Source organism: Paraburkholderia sp. EG287B, from assembly GCF_040965595.1.
In the GTDB taxonomy this organism is placed as follows: Bacteria; Pseudomonadota; Gammaproteobacteria; order Burkholderiales; family Burkholderiaceae; genus Paraburkholderia.
On sequence record NZ_JBFRCG010000009.1, the window covers coordinates 343,424 to 360,440 of the forward strand.

Sequence of the window (17,017 nt, forward strand, 5' to 3'; positions counted from 1 at the left end):
CTCGTACGTCCCATGCAAACGCCCCTCTCCCTCGCGAACGAACCCTACGCGCTGCAACGCGAACTTGCCGCGCTTGCGCGCCTTTCGCACGTCATGCGCCAGCCCGGGCAACCGGACGCGATTTTCCGCGAAGTGTGCGCCGTTGCCGCCGAAGCCATCGGCTTTCGCCTCTTCACGATCATGGCCTACGACGCCGGGAACCAGGAGGTGGCGCGCATGTTCACGAACATGCCCGACGTCTACCCGCCGGGCGGCCGCAAGCGGAAGAGCGGCACGCCCTGGGCGCAGCGCATTCTTTCGGATCTCGAACCGTTTCGCGCCACGACGCCAGCGGGGCTGCGCGAAGCCTTCGACGATCACGCGGTCATGACGGCGATGGGGCTAGGCTCGATACTGAACATACCGGTTGCCTATAACGGCCGTTGCGTCGGGACGATGAACCTGACGCACGTGGAGGGCTGGTACACCGCGCAACACGAGGAAACGGGCCTGCTGCTCGGCGCGTTCCTCGTGCCTGCGCTCGTCGCGCACGGCATGTCTTGCGCAGCCCATTCGAGCCCCTGATTGCAGGACCCTTGTCGATGAACCCAACGACATCCACCGTAACCGCCAATCGCTGGCTGCTCGTCTTCGCGCTCGGCTATCTCGCGCTGCTGGTCGACGGCGCGGACGTCATGATGTACGGCCTCACACTCTCGCGCATCAAGAGCGAATTCGGCTTGACCAATGTCGAGGCGGGCGCGCTCGGCAGCCTGACGCTGCTCGGCATGGCGATTGGCGGGATTCTCGGCGGCTGGGCGAGCGATTCGTTCGGGCGCGTGCGCGTGGTGGTCTGGGCGATGATGCTGTTCTCGGTGGGTGCCGGGCTGCTCGGTTTCACGCACAGCTTCCTGGAATTCGCGGTCGTGCGCTTCATCAGCTCGATGGGTATTGGCTGCATGGTGCTGGTGAGCACGCTCGTGGCCGAATACGTGCCCATGGCGCGGCGCTCGCTGATACTCGGCGTGCTGCAAACGGCGATTTCCGCGGGCTATATCACGGTAATCGCGCTCAGCACCTGGATCCTGCCGCACTACGGCTGGCGCACGCTGTTTTATGTGGCGGCGGCGCCCGTACTGCTCGCGGTGGCGATTCGCTTCTTCGTGCCCGAGCCGCCGAGCTGGCGCATGAGCGAGGCCGCGGCCCGCCCGAGCGGCCGCCGCTGGCACGACAACCGCTACGCATTGATTTTCGCGGACCGCGAGGCGCGCCGGATGTTCATCTTCTGGTCGCTCGCTTCGGTGTTTGCGCTTTCCGGATTCTACGGCTTGAACAACTGGTTGCCGACGTATCTGGAAAGCGAATTGCACATCAAATTCAGCTCGATGACGGGGTACATGACCGCGACGTGGGTCGTGGCGTTCATCGGCAAGATCGTGGCGGGCTGGCTGGGCGACCGCTGGAGCCGGCGCGACGTGTATGTGCTGGGCTGTATCGGTGCGGCCGTCTTTCTGCCCGTGATCGTGCTGTTCCACACCCGCGAGAACATTGCGTGGCTGATGCTCGTATTCGGCTTTCTCTACGGCGTGCCGCTCGGCACGATCGGCACGTTCATGTCGGAGAGCTTCGAAACGCGCATTCGCGGCACGGCGGTGGGCGGTTCGTATAACGTGGGACGCTTCTGTTCGGGCGCGGCGCCTGTCGTGATCGGCTATATCGCGACGCAGTTTTCGATCGGCATGGGCTTTCTTGTGGTCGGCGCGGTGTTTTTCCTGAGCGGCGTGACGGCGCTGTTCATTCCGGACCGCCTGCACGATACGAGCGAAGGCGATCCGGCGAACGCGCGTGGGGAGGCTCGGCAGGGGACTTTGACGGCGGCGACCGGCAGGGGGTGACGTACGCCGAGGCGATCTGTGGCAGGCAGGTGTTGCGATGCGCAGCGCAAGTCAAGGGCGGCTCACGCTTGCGCCAGCTCCAGCAGCTTCGCCACGGTATTCATGTTGCGCGCCGTTCCGGCCTTCGCCGCGGCGATCCTGAGCTTCGAGCGCCCGATACCGTCCTTGTAAAACACGTAGATCTCGCGCTCGCCCAGCTGGAATTCTTCCGCCTGCTGGCCGCTCACGTTGTCGAATGCGTTGTCGGGCGGCGGCGTGTCGAGAAAGATCGCGACGGTGCGATCCGGCGCGGCAGCGGGAAACGGGTTGCCCTGCAACACGGTGGCCAGTTCCGCGGCAGTACGCACCACCACGCCAACGGGTTTGCCCGCATAAGCCTCGAGGCTCTGCTCGAGCTTCGTTTTCACCGACGCTTCGGCCAGCCGGCTCTCGAACACCACGTTGCCGCTCGCGATATAGGTACGCACTTGCGTGAACCCGAGTGCTTCGCACATGCCGCGAAGTTCGGGCATGGGCAGCTTGCCGGTTCCGCCGACATTCACGGCGCGTAGCAGGGCGATATAGACGGGCATGGGATCGATCGGGAAGCCGGGAGTTAGTCAGGGCGCTGCAGGTCGGTTGCGCCGAGGCCTTCGTTTGCCACGATGGCAGGGCGCCTGCGCGCGTTGATCGTCACGAAGACCGCCATCAGCACCATGAAAGCGGCGAGCAGCAAGGCGCTGTTGACGAGCACGTGCGCATAGCCGAGCTGAGCGACGTCGATGAAGGGATAGGGGTAGAAGTCGGTCTCGCTGCCGCGCCAGAAGGTGACGACAAGGTAGCCCAGCGGATAGGCGAGCCAGGCGAGGCGGTCGCGAGCAGTGAGGGTGAAGCGCGGCACGAACAGCAGCCAATATGCCGCGCATAGCAGCGGGATCAGGCTATGCAGGCTCTCGTTGAGCAGCGCGCGATAACCGTGCGGCGTCCAGAGATGCCGCAGCAGCAGATTATAAGCAATGCCAACGAAGACGATATACACCGTGACCGCACTCACGGCGCCCGGAGCGCGGAGCAGGCGTGCCGGCCACGTGCGCACGCGCAGCGCGATGCACGTGAAGGTGAGCGCGACGAGTAACACCGTGAGATTGGTGAGGTAAGCCGAAAGCCTGCCGATGGCCTCGAACGTGTCGAAGCCGCGCAGCACCATGCGCTGGATCGTCATGTCGGTTTGCGCCGCGAGCGCGCCCCACGCGAGCAGCGCGATGACACCCGCCAATGCGGTGGCGTAGGGGCCTGGGGGCTGCGCCGTGTCGGTAAGCGGCACGGCAGCCGCGCGTGCGGGTAGCGATGGTTCGGACATGCAGCGATGGTAGCGCACAAAGATCATGCGCGTCGGAAGCCGCTTGTCCCGGCGGCAGGCTATTTGCCTTTGGCGCGCTCCGCAGCCGAAACGAGGTACAGGCGCACGAGGTCGCGCAGTTCGGCCATCAGCACGGCGCGCGCCGATGGGTCTTCGTTGGCAACACCGGCGACGCCCTTGAGCATGTGGATCAGCACGATCGCCATGACTTTTGCCCTGGCCGGCTTGAGATGCGCGATCGCGCGGCTCAGGATGTCGGCAACGCCGCCGCGCATCGCTTCGCGAAAGCGCTTGCGGTGGTCGTCGCTGCCGCTGCGGGCGTCGACGAGTGCAGCGGCAAAGCTGCGCTGCGACTGCAACAGCAGCACGAAATCGACGAGCGCATCGGCGACGGCCTCGAGCGTCATCTCCGGAACCTGTTGGCCCAGTTCGGCGAGTCCGTTCTTTGCCTGCTGGGCGTAGCGCAGCAAAAGCGCTTCGGCCAGCGCCTCCTTGGTCGGAAAGAAACGGTACAGCGAGCCGATCGCCGTCGACGAGCGCGCTGCAATTTCGGTCATGGTGGCGGCGTCGTAACCCTTCTCCGTGAACACGGCGACGGCGGCGTCCATGATCGCGGCCACGCGCTGGCGGCCCCGCTCGCGTTTGGGCTCGGTGGGGCGCGCGGTTTCCGCAACTGGCGTGGTGGACGTCATGGCGTGATCTTCAAATGCGAGGATATGAGAGGGATTCCTCGCATATTAGCATGCGGGACGCCTTTCGCTGCCAGGCGCAAGAAGGCACGGACGCGCGCCGACCGCTTGACGATCGATTGACTTACGCGAGGTTACTCTCTACCATGATTTGCGAGGACATCCTCGCATTTCGGCGTGGCGCGCGCCGCCGCTGCCGCCATCCCGCTTACCTTTCCCGTTTGAACGTTCGAGGTTACGACATGCCGTACGTGTGGCTCTTTTTCGCTGGCGCGTTCTTTTGCAACGCGATCCCGCATCTGGCTTCCGGCCTGCAGGGGCTGCCTTTTCCCAGCCCCTTCGCCCGTCCGCGCGGGCGGGGCGACTCTTCGCCCATCGTGAATGTGGTTTGGGGCTTCGTGAATATCGCGATCGCAATCGCGCTGGGCACCGGACGTCTTCAGCAGCCTGCAACGCGCGAGGACGTCGTCGCGCTGCTGGCGGGCGGGCTCGTCATGGGGCTTTTTCTCGCGTTCCATTTCGGCGCGGTCCAGCGGGAAAAGCGCGCAGATTGAGGCCGAGGCAGGCGGCGGCAAGATCGTGAAAAAAAACAGTTGCACAGTCTAAGGGGAAACCCTATACTTAACCCGTCTCCTCCATGTCTCCTGATATGGATTCAGCCCGCTCTCTCAGCGGGCTTTTTCTTTTCTGGCGCCGGTTTGCGCGGGCGGCCAGCCATCCTCGCCGGTCATTCCTTTACGAACACAAAGTCGCATTTGCGTGCGGTCGTGCGCGAGCCGCTGCCTGAAGTCGCGTCGAACTGCGCGCTGACTTCATACGAATAGGGCGCGCGATTGTTGACGTGGGGCGCTGTGGCAGTCAGACCCTGGGCGACGAGCGTGGCCGACCCGTCTGGTTCGAGCTTGCCGTCCAGCGTGAGCCAGCCACTGGTGTCCCGTTCGCCATGTTCGCCGTGCAGGACGTTTTGCTGGATTTCGGCGGGAAATTGATAGCGGTAGCCCGGCGTATCGCCGGCGCCCTTGGGGCACGTGAGCGTCACGTTCCAGTCGCCGTCGAAGGTGCCGGCGGCGTGCGCAGCCGGTGTTCCAGCAAGGCCCGCGCAGACAGCGATGCAGTGCACGGTCGACGTTAATTTACCTACCCGCATTGCGGCTCCCGGTGTCGAGTCATCTGGCACCATTGTGATCGCAATTGGCGTGCCGGTATGGGCGCCGTCGCACAGTGTGTCTCGCGGCAGCACGACGCCTGGGTCGTGCCTTTTGTCAGCCTGGCCGCGGCAGTGTTGTGCAACTAACTGTCAAGCCCGCCTTCGGCAATCGAATTTGGCCCGCGCAAACGCAAAAAGAATCCGGCCATTAACATGAACGACACCGGTCTCCAGGGCGCGCGGCGCAGAAGCCCGAGCGCGCGTGCCTGGTTTTCATCAGGCTGCTACTGCCCGGCGACCACCCTCAGCGCCAGGCGAGATTGCGCTTGAGGGCCGCGCAGCCCGCATCCGTGAGCGGCTCGACCATCTGGATCCGCTCGTCGGGCTTGAAGTCGCTGATCCAGACCACGCGGCAACGTTGGGGCGAAGCGGATGAGTCCGGCACCACCTGAAGCGTCGCATGATGATGCTCGAAACGTCCGCCGCACACGGTGTAGGCGAGGCGCATGCGGGCGTCGTCGACGCCGATCACGCGCTCCTCGATCACGGTGCCGTCGGCGAACGTCACCCATCGCACGTCGTTTTCCATGCGCGCATCGGTCAGCACGCCGGCGAACACGCGGTCGACGTTGGCGGGATCGCGCAGCGCGGCCCAGACGTCCTGCGCCGAGGCTTCAACGGGAATGTCCCGGTAGACGGTAGCCATCGCACTTGCCTCCTTCGTGTTGTGTGACGCGTGCATCGTGCGCGCGCCACGCGCGGCGGTCCTGGGAAATCCTGACCTCGTTTGCGCCGGCAGCGGCTGCGGCTCGTGCCGCCCTCAATGCGCGTGCCGATGATGCACGTCGGGGTAGTGCGCGTGGCTATGGGTGATCGGCGCGTGACGGTGCGCATGCGTGTGCGGCTCCGAGCCGTCCCACGCGAAATCGTGCTCGTGCTGATGGTGTTCGTCGTGCCGGTGCGCGTGGGTGTGCTCTAGCGGTTCGTGCGTGTGCGTGTGGTCGTGACGTTCGCGCACGTGCAGCCACACGCCGAACGCCATCAGCGCGAGCGCGAGCCAGAAGGCGAGCGCCGGGCGCTCCGGCCACAGCAGCAGTGACAGCGCCACGCCGAAGAGCGGCGCCACGGAGAAATAGGCTCCGGTGCGCGCCGTGCCGAGATGGCGCAGCGAGACGACGAACAGCACGAGGCTCACGCCATAGCCCGCAAAACCCACGGCCATGGCGCCGCTCACCGCCTGCCAGGCGGGCCAGTGCGCGCCCGCCGCGAGCGCAATGCCGATATTCACCGGCCCGGCCACGAGCCCCTTGGTGCAGGCCACGACCATCGCGTCGTTGGTCGAGACCTTGCGCGTGAGGTTGTTGTCGATGGCCCAGCACAGGCACGCGAGCGCGACGAGCAGCGCACCGGGCGCGATGCCGGACACGGCGCCGGCGTGCGCGCCGGGCCACGAGAGCAGCACGCCGCCCGCCACGATCGCCAGCATGCCTAGCGCGATCTGCGCGTCGAAGTTTTCCCGAAAGCAGACCCAGGCGATGAGCGCCGTCAGCACGCCCTCGAGGTTCAGCAGCAGCGCGCTGGTGGCGGCGGGCGTGGTGTTCAGGCCGAGCATGAGCAGGGCGGGCGCCGCCACGCCGCCCGCGGCGATCGCACCGGCAAGCCATGGTAGTTCGGCGAGGCGCAGCAGGTCGTGTGCGGGCTCCTGGGTGGCGGTTGCGTCGCCGCGGCGCGCCAGGAGACGCCGTATCAGCAGGACGACCGCGAGTCCCGAGCCGCTGCCGAGATAGAAGAGGCCCGCGAGCATGAACGGCGACACGCTGCCGAGCAGCGCCTTGGCGAGCGGTGTGGTGATGCCGAACAGGGCCGCCGCGAGCAGCGCCGTGAAGATGGGATGCCGATGGGACTTCATTTCAGGCCGGAAGCGGGAAGAGGAGTAAAAGGAGTAGAAGGCGCGCGATGGGCGCGCAAGCGGGCTGCGCGCCGAGCGGGCCCGGGACCCATCAATCTTTAACCTGGGCAGGAGATAAGTGCCGATTCTGCCACTTGTGCGAGATGAGAGAAAACCCTGGATCTAAAAACATAGCGGAGCTCCTGCCTGCTGGTATGATGACATCATGACGGCATAAGTGATGAGTAAGCAATCACGACCGTCAGCTGGTTGTAGTCAGACAAAGGCGTTTAACCAGACAGGAGACAGCATCATGAAGGCACCCAGGCGTTGGCTTGCGTCGACGTTGATGTCATTTGCGGTTCTCGGCACGGCGGGCGTCGCGCAAGCGGCCAATCTCATCGCCATCATCACCCCCTCTCACGACAATCCCTTCTTCAAGGCGGAAGCCGACACGGCGAACGCGCGCGCCAAGGCGCTCGGCTACGACACCATCGTGCTGGTCCACGACGACGACGCCAACAAGCAATCGCAACTCATCGACACCGCCATCGCCCGCGGGGCCAAGGCGATCATTCTCGACAACGCCGGTTCGGAGGCGTCCATCGCCGCAGTCAAGAAGGCGAAGGACGCGAAAATTCCGGCGTTCCTGATCGATCGTGAAATCAACGCGACCGGCATCGCGGTCTCGCAGATCGTTTCGAATAACTACCAGGGTGCGCAGCTCGGCGCGCGCGCCTTCGTCAAGGCGATGGGCGAGAAAGGCAATTACGTGGAGCTCGTCGGCCGCGAGGCGGATATCAATGCCGGCATCCGCTCGAAGGGCTATCACGACGTGATCGACCAGTTTTCGAACATGAAGATGGTCGAGCGTCAATCGGCGAACTGGAGTCAGACTGAAGCCTATACGGTGATGGAATCGATCCTGCAGAGTCACCCCGACATCAAGGGCGTGATAGCCGGCAACGACACCATGGCGATGGGCGCGACAGCCGCGCTGAAAGCCGCGAAGCGCAACGACATCATCGTCGTGGGCTTCGACGGCAGCAACGACGTGCGCGACGCGATCAAGCGCGGCGACATCCGCGCAACGGTACTGCAGCCGGCGGCCGAGGCGGCCACGGACGCCGTCGATCAGGCCGACAAGTATCTGAAGACCGGCGCGACGGGCAAGCCCGAAAAGCAGCTCATCAACTGCTCGCTCATCACGAAGACGAACGCCAGCAAGCTCGACATGTTCGCCTTGCGTTAAGGCGCGCATCGGCAGCACGAGCATCGTACGAGCGGAACGCGGCGCGCTCCGCAACGACATCCGTAACCACATGGGGTTATGCATGGGAGTGCTTCGGTACGCGGTCATTGTCGTGGTGGCCGCCGTGTTGGGCGGCGCGCTGCACGGCTGCAAGCTGGTGAAGAACAGCGACCTGCAGGGCTCGGGTGGATCGCACGACAACTACGCGTCGGCGGGCTACGACCCGAACGCCATGGTGGCGTCGATGTGGAGTACGAAGATCGTGCCCGACATCGAGAAACGCGCGGTGGACTATCGCACGCTGCGCGACGCGATCAAGGCGGACCCCGACGCCGCCGGCCACAAGTACGGCTACCGCGGCAAGGACGATGGCGCGCCATGGAATTTTCCGACCACGCTGCACGGCACCATCGTGGACGTGGACACGCAGTCGAGCCAGGGCACCGTGGGCGTGGACGTCGATGGCAGCGGGCAGGCCAGCGTGATCGTCGACATCGGCCCGACGGTGCTCGGCACCACGCTGCGCGATTCGCTCGATTTCATTTCGTTCAGCAATTTCCGCAACCAGATCGAGTATGCGCAGTTTGGCACGGCGCTCAATGCGTATGCGGCGAATCACGTCATGAAGCCGCTGCCGCGCAACGATCTGAAAGGCAAGCCGATTACGGTGACGGGTGCGTTCTCGTACGACTCGTCGAGCGACCAGCCGGAGATCGTGCCGCTCGCGGTCACGGTCGGAGGCAAGTCATGACCGATGCGAGCAATGCGGACGTGATCCTCCAGGTCGAGGACGTCACCAAGGTCTATCCCGGCACGGTTGCCCTGAAGGGCGTGAACTTCTCGGTGCGCCGTGGCGCAGTCAACGTGCTCGTGGGCGAGAACGGCGCGGGAAAATCCACGCTCATGAAGATCATCGCGGGCGCGGAGCAGCCGACCAGCGGGAGGCTCGTGCTGGACGGCAAGCCTGTCGCACCGGCTAGCAGCGCAGAGGCACTGCGCCACGGTATCGGCATCGTCTTTCAGGAACTCAACCTGTTTCCGAATCTCACGATCGCCGAGAACATCTTCATCGCGCACGAAATCACGCGCGTCGGCATCGATATCGACGCCGACGCGCAGCGCGAGAAAGTACGCGCGTTGCTCGCGCGGCTCGAACTCGACCTCAGCCCCGACACGCTGGTCGAGGATCTGCGCATCGGGCAGCAGCAGCTCGTGGAGATCGCGAAGGCGCTCGCCCACGACGCGCGCGTGCTGATCCTCGACGAACCCACCTCGGCGCTCAGCGCGGCAGAGGTGGCCGTGCTGTTTCGCGTGATTGCGGAGTTGAAGGCGCAGGGCGTGTCGATCGTCTACATCTCGCACCGGCTCGAAGAACTGGTCAGGATCGGCGACTACATCACGGTGCTGCGCGACGGCCTCATCACGGGCCATCAACCGATGGCGCAGATCGACGTGCCGTGGATCGTGCGGCAAATGGTGGGCCGCGAAACGAAGGACTTCTCACGCCCCGTCGGCCACACGCGCGGCGCCGAGGTGCTGACGCTGCGCGACGTCACGCTGCCGCGCAAGGGCAGTGGCTTGCTCGTGGATCACGTCTCGCTGTCGCTGCACGCGGGCGAGATCGTCGGCATCTACGGACTGATGGGGGCGGGGCGCTCCGAGCTCTTCGAATGCATTCTGGGCGTGCATCCTCACGCAACCGGCAGCGTCGTGCTGGACGGCAAGGCGCTCGACGGCAAGCCGATCGCGGGACGCGTCGCACAGGGCCTTGCGCTCATTCCGGAGGACCGCAAGGCCGACGCGCTGCTGCCCATCATGTCGATTGGCGAGAACATGACGCTCTCGAGTCTCGCGGCCCATGCGCGAGGTTTTCATATCGATCCGCGGCGCGAGCAGCGCTCGGTGCTCGACTACATTCGCGACCTCGCGATCAAGGTGGCCGACTGGCGGCTGGCGGTCAGCTCGCTCTCCGGCGGCAATCAGCAGAAGGTGGTGATCGCGCGTGCGCTGATGACCACGCCAAAAGTCCTGCTGATGGACGAGCCCAGCCGCGGCATCGACGTTGGCGCGAAGGCGGACATTTTCAGGGTCATGCGCGACCTGGCCGGCCGGGGACTGGGCGTGCTGTTCGTCACGTCCGATCTGGAAGAGGTGATGGCCTTGTCCGATCGCATTCTCGTGATGTCGAACGGCCGTGTCACCGCTGAATTCGATGCCGCCGACGCTACGCAGGACGCGCTCGTCGCCGCCTCTGCAGTCGGGCACAGGACGGCGCACGAACAGGCGGCCTGAGCACGCGCGTTCAATGGTTGTCACGGTTCCAACGTTTAGCCTGCATTCATCTGGAGAGCATTCATGTCGCTGGCCATCAAGAGCACGGCACCCGGAGCGAGCTTCAGCGAGGCGCCGCTGCTCCTGCTGCTGAAGCTGCGTACGTTCATCGCATTGTTCGCGGTCGTGGTCTTCTTTTCGTTCGCTGCCCACAACTTTCTGAGCATCGAGAACCTGCTCATCATGTCGCGGCACGTCGCGCTCAATGCCTTCCTCGCGATCGGCATGACGTTCGTGATCGTGGCGGGCGGCATCGACCTTTCGGTGGGCTCGGTCGTGGGCCTGACGGGCATGGTGGCAGGCGGGCTCATCCTCAAGGGCATTCCCGTCGGCAGCGAGTACACGCTCTTTCTGAGCGTGCCCGCCGTGATCGTCGTGGCGCTGCTCGTGGGCGTACTGGTAGGCGCGATCAACGGCCTGCTCATCACCCGGCTGAACGTCGCGCCGTTCATCGCGACGCTCGGCACGCTCTATATCGCGCGAGGAGCCGCGTTGCTGTCCTCGGGCGGCGAGACCTTCCCGAACCTGACGGGCAATCCCGCCTACGGCACCAGCGGCTTTCCTGTGCTCGGCAGCGCGACGATACTCGGCATCCCGCTTGCGGTATGGCTGCTGGTCGTGGTGGGCGTGGTCGCCGCGTACATCGCCGCGCGCACGCCGCTCGGCCGGCAGATCTATGCGGTCGGCGCCAACGAGCGCGCCGCCCAGCTCTCGGGTGTGCGCGTGAATCGCGTGAAGATGTTCGTGTATATGTTTTCCGGTTTCTGCGCGGCGATCGTCGGGTTGATCATTTCATCGGAACTGGTCGCTTCGCACCCCATGAGCGGCGAGACATTCGAACTCAACGCGATCGCGGCGGCCGTGCTGGGTGGCACGTCGATGTCGGGCGGACGCGGCAAGATCGGCGGCACCATCGTCGGTGCGTTCGTGATCGGCATGCTTTCGGACGGGCTCGTGATGATGGGCGTGAGTTCCTTCTGGCAAACGGTGATCAAGGGCGTCGTCATCGTGGCGGCGGTGGTCGTCGACCAGATCCAGCGGCGCGCGCAGCAGCGCTTTGCGCTGCAAAAGCAGGCTGCAACGGGGGCGTGACCGATGAGTGCAACAGCGGCGCAATTGAAGGGCGCGTTGATCGGCTGCGGGTTCTTCTCGCTCAATCATCTGCAGGCGTGGCAGGACATCGACGGCGCGCGGATCGTGGCGCTGTGCGACGCGAACCGTACGCGCCTCGACGAAGTCGGCTACAGCTTTGGCATCGAACGGCGTTACACGGACGCGGCCACGATGCTGCGCGAAGAGCGGCTCGACTTCGTCGATATCGCGACCACCGTGCCGAGCCATCGCGCGCTCGTGGAGCTGGCGGCGGCGGCCGGCGTGGCCACGATCTGCCAGAAGCCGTTCGCCTCCACGCTCACCGATGCGCGCGCGATGGTGCAAACGTGCCGCGAGGCCGGCGTGCCGCTGATGGTGCACGAAAACTTTCGCTGGCAGAGCGCGATCCAGGCCGTGGGAATGGCGCTGCGCGAGGGGGCGATCGGACAGCCGTTCTGGGGGCGCGTGTCGTTTCGTTCGGCATACGATGTGTTTAGCGGTCAGCCCTATCTGGCGCAGGGCGAGCGCTTCATCGTCGAAGATCTCGGCATCCACATTCTCGATGTCGCGCGCTTCCTGTTCGGCGACGTGGCGCGCGTGAGCGCCACGACCGCGCGCGTGAACCCATCGATTCGCGGCGAAGACGTCGCGACGATCCTGCTCGCGCATGAAAACGGCGTGAGCAGCGTGGTGGATTGCAGCTACGCGACGCAGTTGCCGCTCGAACTCTTTCCGCAGACGCTCATCGAAGTCGACGGCGCGGAGGGCACACTGCGGCTCTTCGCCGACTACCAGCTGCAGATCCATACGCGTACGGGTACGGAGCTGCGCAGCGTCGCACCGCGTGCGCTCTCATGGACGAGCGAGCCCTGGGTGGCGATCCAGGGCAGCGTGTTCAGCATCCAGTCGCACTGGGTGGATTGCCTGCGGCGCGGCGTCGAGCCGGCCACGAGCGGTCGCGACAATCTGCGTACGCTGGAACTTGTTGAAGCCACGTATCTTTCGGCGCGCGAGGGGCGCAGCGTCGTGCCGGGAGAGGCGGCGTCATGAGCGAGGGTATGAACAACGCGGTCTACTACGGCACGCAGCAGTCGGTGACCCCGGCGCGCCGCCTCGAAGCGGGACCGTGGTCGGCGTGGCTGATCGACGGCGCATTGCACGACATCCGCTATCAAGGCACCGAAGTCATCCGCGCCGTGTCGTTTCTCGTGCGGGACAAGGACTGGGGCACGTGCCGCCCCGACATCGAGCGCATCGACGTCGAAGAGACGGCGAGCGGCTTTCACGTCGCGTATGACGCGCGCTGCGCGAATCCGGAGGGACACGCGCTCAGCTACGCGCTTGCGATGGTGTGTTCAGCCAGCGGTGCCCTCACGTTTCGTTGTGATGTCACCGCGCATGCCGATTTTCTGGCGGCCCGCTGCGGGTTTTGCGTGCTCCATCCCATCGACGGCGTAGCCGGTGCGCCCGCGCGCGTGGAGCACGGCGATGGCCGTCGTGAAAACGCGGCCTTCCCGGCGCTGATCGATCCGTGGCAGCCCTTCAAGCACATCGCGGCAATCGAGCACGATCTGCCGAACGGCTTGACGGTGCGTTGCACCTTCACGGGCGACGTGTTCGAGATGGAAGACCAGCGCAACTGGTCCGATGCTTCGTTCAAGACCTACTCACGCCCGCTTGAACTGCCCTGGCCCTATACGCTGGAAAAGGGCGCGGCGTTCGCGCAGACGGTGACGCTGAGCGTGAGCGGTACGCATCAGGCGATGGGGAAAGCAGAAGCCACACGAGAGGCGCGGGCCGACAAGATCGAAATCGCTTCTGGAAATTCCGTGCAGCACGAAACCATGCCCGCGATCGGCGTGGCGATCGCCTCGAACGATACCGCAGCGGCGCTCGCGAATCTCGCGTTGCTCGCAGAGCTTGGACCGCAGCAAATGACGCTGAGCTTCGACCCGCTTGCGGGCGATGGCGTCCCCGAGCTTGAACGCTTTGCACAGTTGCAGCGCGAAAGCGGCGTGCCCGCCGTGCTGGAGTTTGCCTTGCCCGGTGTCGAGGCGCCGCCTGCGGAGCTCTCGTGTCTCGCCGCCCAGATCGATCAGGCGGGCCTCGCCTTGACGGGCATCGTCGTGAGCCCGGCCGTGCATCGGCAGTCGAACCCGCCGGGCAGCGTGAGCCCGCCGTGTCCCGCGCTCGACGAGGTCTATCGCGAGGCGCGCCGTGCGTTCCCCAGGCTACGCCTTGGCGGCGGCATGCTGAGCTACTTCACGGAGCTGAACCGCAAGCGGCCGCCGCTCGACATGGTCGACTGGGTTACCCACGCGACGTGTCCCATCGTGCACGCCGCCGACGACCGCAGCGTCATGCAGACGCTCGAAGCCATTCCCCACATTGCGCGCTCGTGCCGCGCGCTGATCGGCGGCCAGCCCTACGCGATCGGGCCGGTCTCGATCGGCATGCGACAGAACCCATACGGTTCGCGCGTGATGCCGAATCCCGCAGGCGAACGCGTGGCCATGGCCGCCAACGATCCGCGCCAGCGCGCGTTATTCGGCGCGGCCTGGCTCGCAGGGTACACGGCGGCGCTCGAAGGCGCGGGAATCGAAACGCTCACGCTGGGCGCCTTGACAGGGCCGCGCGGGCTTGCCGCTGTGGAAGATGTGGAAGGCGACACGCCCGCACGCTATCCGGTTCTCGATGTCGCGAAGGCATTGGCTCGCGTGGCGGGAGCGGCGCGCTTGCGGGTCACGCGAAGCGGCGATGCCGTCCGTATCGCGTGCCTTGCGGTACGCCACGCCGACAGCGCGATCGAACTCGTGCTGGCCAATCTGACGAGCGAGCCACGCGAGGTTCAGCTCGAATTCGACGAGGCAATCCACACGTCGCTGCACGCGACGAGCCTCGACGAATACACGTTGAACGGGCAAACCGACGCGCCCACGCCGTGCACGCTGTTGCCCGGTGTTCCGGTAATGCTGCGTCCGTTTGCCTGCGTGTTTGCCTCTTCGCGCGCGGTGTTGGCGTAGCGTCCGCGGCGCTTAAGCGCTGCGGCATGCACGCATGTCGGTGGAAATACCAGGTGTAGTCGTTCCGTCATGATGGTCTACTCATCATACCAGCACATATGATCTGTAGCCCTAACAGCGGATCATCTCGCGGGAGCAAACGCATGCAAGCCGTTTCAGGAAAAGCCGAATCCGCTTTCGAACGTCCGACGATCCGCAAGGTCTCGCTGCGCCTCGTGCCGTTCGTCGCCTTGATGTTCTTCATCAATTTCCTCGACCGCACCGCGATCTCGTTTGCCGGCCCGAACGGCATGGCGCACGACCTCCGTCTCGACGCGGCCCAGTTCGGTTTCGCTGCGGGCGTGTTCTTCATCGGCTACATCTTTCTCGAAGTGCCGAGCAACCTGGCGCTGCATCGCTACGGCGCGCGCCGCTGGCTCGCGCGCATCATGGTGACGTGGGGCGTGGTCGCGCTGCTGCTCGCGTGGGTCGACAGCGCGACCTCGCTCTATGTGCTGCGTTTCCTGCTGGGCGTGGCGGAAGCGGGCTTTTTCCCCGGCGCGATTCTCTTTCTCAGCAACTGGGTGCCGCAGCGCCATCGCAGCCATATCCTCGCGCTGTTCTATCTCGCCCAGCCGCTCACCATCGTGATCGGTGCGCCGTTCGCCGCGCTGCTCATCGGGGCCCATGGCCTGTTTGGCCTGGCGGGCTGGCGCGTGATGTTCATCGGCGTGGCCTTGCCGGCCATCGTGGTGGGCGTGATCGCGTGGTTCTATCTGAGCGATCGTCCCTCGCAGGCGAGCTGGCTCACACGCGACGAACAGGCGTGGCTCAACGCGGAACTCGAAGCGGAGGCGCGCACGAAAGAAGCGGGCGCCGTGCACCACGGCGCGCATGCGGGAGCGGCCCTGCTGAGCCCGCGCGTGTGGATGTTTTCGCTGATGTACTTCGGGCTCGTCTACGGCCTCTATGCGCTCGCGTTTTTCCTGCCGACCATCATCGGCGGATTCGAAGGGCAGTTCGGCACACACTTCAACGTGTTCCAGAAGGGGCTCATCACTGCCGTTCCATATCTGCCCGCCGCCATCGCGCTCTTCGTCTGGAGCCGCGACGCCACGCGCCGCGGCGTGCGCGGCTGGCACGTCGGGATTCCTGCGCTGCTCGGCGCGCTGAGCATTCCGGTCGCGCTCTACATGAAGTCGCCGGCCGCAAGCATTGCCGTCATCACGGTGACGGCCTGCGCCGTGTTCGCCGCGCTGCCGTGCTTCTGGACGCTGCCGGCCCGCTCGCTCTCGGGCGCGGGCGCCGCGGCTGGCATCGCGCTCATCAACACGGTCGGCAATGTGGCGGGCTTCGTCGCGCCTTACGTGACAGGCGCCATGCACGATGCAACCGGCTCCTACCACGCGCCGATGTTCGTGGTCGGCGCCTTGATGCTGCTGAGCGCCGTGCTCGCGCTGGCCTTTGCCCGCGAACCGCGCGCATCGCGTGAGCGCGAGCGCGCGCTCGCCGCGAATTGATCGAAGCTGGACTCACGGACTAGCAAGGAGGATGAGCATGAAAGAGAAAATTGCGCTCTTTGGCGCGGGCGGAAAGATGGGCTTCCGCCTTTCGGGCAACCTGCAGAAGTCGGACTACCGCGTGGCGCACGTGGAAGTCGGCGAAGCGGGCCGCAAGCGCCTCAAGGACGAACTGAACATCGACTGCGTGTCGGTCGAAGCGGCGCTCGATGGCGCGCAGGTCGTCATCCTCGCCGTGCCCGATACGCTGATCGGCAAGCTGAGCCACGAGATCTCGCCCATGCTGAAGGCCGGCACGATGGTGATGACGCTCGACGCCGCCGCGCCGTTCGCGGGCCATCTGCCGGAGCGGCCCGACCTCACGTACTTCGTTGCGCATCCGTGTCATCCAATCATCTTTAACTACGATGTCGATGAAAAGTCACTTCACGATCATTTCGGCGGTGCGTACGCGAAGCAGTCGATCACGAGCGCGCTGATGCAGGGCCCGGACTCGGCGTTCGATCTCGGCGAGGATGTGGCGAAAACGATCTACGCGCCGATTCTGCGCTCGTATCGCCTGAGCGTGGACCAGATGGCCATGCTCGAGCCGGGCCTCTCCGAAACGGTCTGCGCGACGCTGCTGTACGTGATGCGCGAAGCGATGGACGAGACCATCCAGCGCGGTGTGCCCAAGGAAGCCGCGCGCGACTTCCTGCTCGGCCACATGAACATCCTGAGCGCGGTGATCTTCAACGAGATCCCTGGCGCGTTCTCCGACGCGTGCAACAAGGCGATCGAATTCGGCAAGCCGCGCCTCATGCGCGACGACTGGAAAGGCGTATTCGATCGCGCCGAGATCGCCGAGAGCATTCGCCGCATCACCTGACCCGAAACAGGAATC

General features: G+C 65.2%; 17 protein-coding genes. 11 read left to right on the plus strand and 6 right to left on the minus strand.

Annotated features, from left to right (window positions below; all coding sequences use genetic code 11):
* Positions 1-12 precede the first annotated feature (12 nt).
* Together AB4Y40_RS18765 and AB4Y40_RS18770 are read left to right on the plus strand one after the other, a co-directional pair.
* A complete protein-coding gene (locus AB4Y40_RS18765; RefSeq protein ID WP_368689023.1) occupies positions 13-564 on the plus strand; it encodes a GAF domain-containing protein in 552 nt (183 codons plus the stop codon).
* A 17-nt stretch (positions 565-581) separates the two neighbouring features.
* The gene (locus AB4Y40_RS18770; protein ID WP_368689024.1) at positions 582-1,874 is read left to right on the plus strand and encodes an MFS transporter; all 1,293 of its coding nucleotides are present in this window, start codon (positions 582-584) and stop codon (positions 1,872-1,874) included.
* A 62-nt stretch (positions 1,875-1,936) separates the two neighbouring features.
* On the opposite strand, the gene AB4Y40_RS18775 is transcribed toward AB4Y40_RS18770, so the two are convergent.
* Genes AB4Y40_RS18775 through AB4Y40_RS18785 form a run of 3 tightly spaced genes read right to left on the minus strand, consistent with a single transcriptional unit; the run spans position 1,937 to position 3,905 of the window.
* Complete coding sequence (locus AB4Y40_RS18775) at positions 1,937-2,446, minus strand: DUF1697 domain-containing protein (RefSeq protein WP_368689025.1); 510 nt, start codon at positions 2,444-2,446, stop codon at positions 1,937-1,939.
* Positions 2,447-2,469: 23 nt separating this feature from the next.
* The gene (locus AB4Y40_RS18780; RefSeq protein ID WP_368689026.1) at positions 2,470-3,213 is read right to left on the minus strand and encodes a Pr6Pr family membrane protein; all 744 of its coding nucleotides are present in this window, start codon (positions 3,211-3,213) and stop codon (positions 2,470-2,472) included.
* Between the two features lie 59 nt (positions 3,214-3,272).
* A complete protein-coding gene (locus AB4Y40_RS18785) occupies positions 3,273-3,905 on the minus strand; it encodes a TetR/AcrR family transcriptional regulator (RefSeq protein ID WP_368689027.1) in 633 nt (210 codons plus the stop codon).
* Between the two features lie 239 nt (positions 3,906-4,144).
* Between AB4Y40_RS18785 and AB4Y40_RS18790 the strand changes: the two genes are divergently transcribed.
* Positions 4,145-4,456 carry a hypothetical protein gene (locus tag AB4Y40_RS18790; RefSeq protein ID WP_368689028.1) on the plus strand — a complete coding sequence of 104 codons (312 nt, stop codon included), beginning with the start codon at positions 4,145-4,147 and terminating at the stop codon, positions 4,454-4,456.
* Positions 4,457-4,629: 173 nt separating this feature from the next.
* Here the strand turns inward: AB4Y40_RS18790 and AB4Y40_RS18795 are convergent, their stop codons facing one another.
* The 3 genes from AB4Y40_RS18795 to AB4Y40_RS18805 all read right to left on the minus strand — a co-directional run bounded on the left by AB4Y40_RS18795 (position 4,630) and on the right by AB4Y40_RS18805 (position 6,958).
* Positions 4,630-5,142 (minus strand): hypothetical protein, encoded by a 513-nt coding sequence (locus AB4Y40_RS18795; RefSeq protein ID WP_368689029.1) that lies wholly within the window; start codon positions 5,140-5,142, stop codon positions 4,630-4,632.
* 211 nt (positions 5,143-5,353) lie between these two features.
* A complete protein-coding gene (locus tag AB4Y40_RS18800) occupies positions 5,354-5,755 on the minus strand; it encodes an SRPBCC family protein (RefSeq protein WP_368689030.1) in 402 nt (133 codons plus the stop codon).
* Positions 5,756-5,869: 114 nt separating this feature from the next.
* Entirely contained in the window at positions 5,870-6,958 is a 1,089-nt protein-coding gene (locus tag AB4Y40_RS18805) for a DMT family transporter (RefSeq protein ID WP_368689031.1), read from the minus strand.
* A gap of 292 nt (positions 6,959-7,250) precedes the next feature.
* Between AB4Y40_RS18805 and AB4Y40_RS18810 the strand changes: the two genes are divergently transcribed.
* The 8 genes from AB4Y40_RS18810 to AB4Y40_RS18845 all read left to right on the plus strand — a co-directional run bounded on the left by AB4Y40_RS18810 (position 7,251) and on the right by AB4Y40_RS18845 (position 17,002).
* Entirely contained in the window at positions 7,251-8,189 is a 939-nt protein-coding gene (locus tag AB4Y40_RS18810; RefSeq protein WP_368689032.1) for a D-ribose ABC transporter substrate-binding protein, read from the plus strand.
* An 82-nt stretch (positions 8,190-8,271) separates the two neighbouring features.
* Entirely contained in the window at positions 8,272-8,940 is a 669-nt protein-coding gene (locus tag AB4Y40_RS18815) for a DUF2291 family protein (protein WP_368689033.1), read from the plus strand.
* Positions 8,937-10,481: a sugar ABC transporter ATP-binding protein gene (locus AB4Y40_RS18820; protein WP_368689034.1), complete on the plus strand. Its 1,545-nt coding sequence runs from the start codon at positions 8,937-8,939 to the stop codon at positions 10,479-10,481. The genes AB4Y40_RS18815 and AB4Y40_RS18820 overlap by 4 nt, the downstream gene beginning before the upstream one ends.
* 63 nt (positions 10,482-10,544) lie before the next feature.
* Complete coding sequence (locus AB4Y40_RS18825; RefSeq protein WP_368689035.1) at positions 10,545-11,612, plus strand: ABC transporter permease; 1,068 nt, start codon at positions 10,545-10,547, stop codon at positions 11,610-11,612.
* A 3-nt stretch (positions 11,613-11,615) separates the two neighbouring features.
* Positions 11,616-12,662, plus strand: coding sequence for a Gfo/Idh/MocA family protein (locus AB4Y40_RS18830; RefSeq protein ID WP_368689036.1), 1,047 nt, complete (start codon positions 11,616-11,618; stop codon positions 12,660-12,662).
* Positions 12,659-14,635, plus strand: coding sequence for a hypothetical protein (locus AB4Y40_RS18835; protein ID WP_368689037.1), 1,977 nt, complete (start codon positions 12,659-12,661; stop codon positions 14,633-14,635). The genes AB4Y40_RS18830 and AB4Y40_RS18835 overlap by 4 nt, the downstream gene beginning before the upstream one ends.
* A 143-nt stretch (positions 14,636-14,778) precedes the next feature.
* On the plus strand, positions 14,779-16,134 hold the full coding sequence (locus AB4Y40_RS18840; protein ID WP_368689038.1) for an MFS transporter: 1,356 nt from the start codon (positions 14,779-14,781) through the stop codon (positions 16,132-16,134).
* 37 nt (positions 16,135-16,171) lie between these two features.
* Entirely contained in the window at positions 16,172-17,002 is an 831-nt protein-coding gene (locus tag AB4Y40_RS18845; RefSeq protein ID WP_368689039.1) for a phosphogluconate dehydrogenase C-terminal domain-containing protein, read from the plus strand.
* The last annotated feature ends 15 nt before the right edge of the window (positions 17,003-17,017 follow it).